Annotated in this window: 1 protein-coding gene; it reads right to left on the reverse strand. The window is 68.1% G+C overall.

Annotated elements, in window-relative coordinates; all coding sequences use genetic code 11:
- Positions 1–68: 68 nt before the first annotated feature.
- Positions 69–1,925 (reverse strand): EAL domain-containing protein, encoded by a 1,857-nt coding sequence (locus ACDELDRAFT_RS21560; RefSeq protein ID WP_005800533.1) that lies wholly within the window; start codon positions 1,923–1,925, stop codon positions 69–71.
- Positions 1,926–2,238: the final 313 nt, after the last annotated feature.

The following is a 2,238-nucleotide window of genomic DNA, read 5'->3' on the forward strand; positions in this document are numbered from 1 at the left end:
GGATCACCCCATTCTCGGTGCGCTGCGTGATTGTGGCGCGCCCGGTGCCCGCGCTGCGATGGGCCCGGTCAAGCGGCCAGCGGCTCGCCCGCAAGCTCCGCCGGCCGCAGCGGCGCATCGTGCACCGCGATGCCGACCGCCGCTGACTTGGCCTTGTGTTTGGCCGCGGCCGCGAGGTTGGCCACTTCTTCCGCCCGCAGCGTGGCCTCGGTGGCTACGCGCACGGCGCCGATCGCCAGCGTGGTGCACGGAAAGAAGCGACGCACACCGTGGCGGTCGTCCGCATGGATGCCGCCGGCCAGGCGTGCTTCGGCATCGAACAAGGCGAGGGCCTCGCGCGCAAACTCGTCCACGATCGACCGGCAGCGCTGCATCCAGTTGCTGCTCTGGAACAGCAGCATGAAGTCGTCGCCGCCCACATGGCCCACAAAGTCGCGGCGAGGGTCGCAGTGCGAGGTGGCCAGCCGCGCCAGCAGGCGGATCATCTGGTCGCCGCGCCAGTAGCCATAGTGGTCGTTGAAGGGCTTGAAATTGTTGAGGTCGGCGTAGCAGGCAACGAATTCGGCACCGCTGTCCAGCAGGCGCTGCATGTGCAGGCTGATGGGAATGTTGCCGGGCAGGAAGGTGAGCGGGTTGGCGTGGCGGGCCGCTTCGATGCGGGTCTCGGTCACGGCCCTGACCAGTTGGTCGCCCGTGCCCAGCCCCACGTAGCGGGCGTTGTCGGTGACGATGTAGCCGTCGTTCAGATAGCGCTGGTCCTGCGAGGTCAGGATGCCCACGAGCTGGTCCACGTCGCAATCGAGCTCCACCACGCGCGGCGACCGGTTGGCCAGGCCCATGCACGACTTGCGGCCGTGCACTTCGCGAAAGTACAGCGTTGCGTAATGGTTCATGAATTGCTGGCGGTTGATGAGGGCGACGGGGCGCGCGCCTTCGACCACGGCCAGCGCATGCAGGTCGGTGTGTTGCTGGAACATCGCCGCAACGGCGTCGTTGCTGGTTTCTGGCGTGGCCGTGGGCGCCTGCACCACGAACAGGCTGCGCAGGATGCCGGGCCGCGCGGTCTGGCCCAGATGGGGCAGCACCGCCACGCGGCGGTCGTTCAGCACGTCTTGCGCGGGCGCCTCCACGGCGTCGCGCGGTTGCACCGCGGGGCGCCCCAGCAGCCAGCCCTGCCCGAAGGAAATACCCAGGTCGCGCAGCGCCCGCAGGTCGTCGCGCGTCTCGATGCCTTCGGCGATGAGCGTGGTGCCGAACACGCTGGCAATGCCCTTGATGGCCTGCAGCATCTGCAGGTTGGCGGGGTGCGCGCTGATGTCGCGGATGAAGTATTTGTCGATCTTCACGAAGTCCGGCTTGATCTCGGACCACAGGCGCAGGCTCGAGCGCCCGTCCCCAAAATCGTCCAGGGCAAGCCGCGCACCGCAGGCGTGCACTTCCTTGATGGCCTGGCGCAGCGAAGGCATGTCGGTCACGCGCTCGTGCTCGGTGATCTCGAGCACCAGCATGCGCGCGCTCAGGCCGAAGCTGCGCACGAATTCGCCCAGATGGCGTGCCTCGCGGTGCGACACCCCGTGCACCAGGGCGTCAGCACTGATGTTCACGAACAGCCGGCCCGGAGCACCCAGACGGCCCCAGGTGTCCAGCGCCTTGACGGCGCACAGCAGTTCGAAGTCCTGCAGGATGCCCTCCTGGCGGGCCAGGTCGAGCAGCACATCGGGGGTGTGGAAGAGGGTGCCCTGGGGGCCGCGGATCAGCGCCTCGTGGGCATAGATCTGGCCTTCACACAGATCGGCCAGGGGTTGAAAAACGCAATGCAGCGCACCCTGCTGCATCAGCCGTGCAAGCGGACCCGTGCCATGGCGCGCTGCGGACGAGAGCAACGCCAGCGTGGCGTCCAGTCGACCTGGCGAAAGGTTCTGCATCGCGGGTGGGTCCATCTCAGTGCAAGGCACCCACCATAGTGGGCCAGTGTGACGCGCTCGTTACAACTGGTTGCGCTCGTGGCCGGCCAGTGGTGCGCAGGCCGAGTGGCCCGGGACCCTTCGGGCTGAGGCGACAATGGCCGCCATGCACAGCCCCCATGACGCACCAGATCCGGCCCTGCCCGATTTCCGCACCCAGCCCCGTGCTTTTCTGCAGGCGCTTTTCGAAGCCGCAGTGCGCAGCGCGCAGCCACTGCACGGCATGCGGGCCTGGCTGCCAGCGCCACCGCGCGGTCGCACGCTGGTGCTGGGG

Origin of the sequence: Acidovorax delafieldii 2AN, from assembly GCF_000175235.1 — a bacterium.
Lineage (GTDB): Bacteria > Pseudomonadota > Gammaproteobacteria > Burkholderiales > Burkholderiaceae_C > Acidovorax > Acidovorax delafieldii_B.

Excerpts from the sequence above, each read along its gene's own strand:
- ACDELDRAFT_RS21560 (WP_005800533.1), bottom strand. The coding sequence starts at position 1,925 with ATGCAGAACCTTTCGCCAGGTCGACTGGACGCCACGCTGGCGTTGCTC.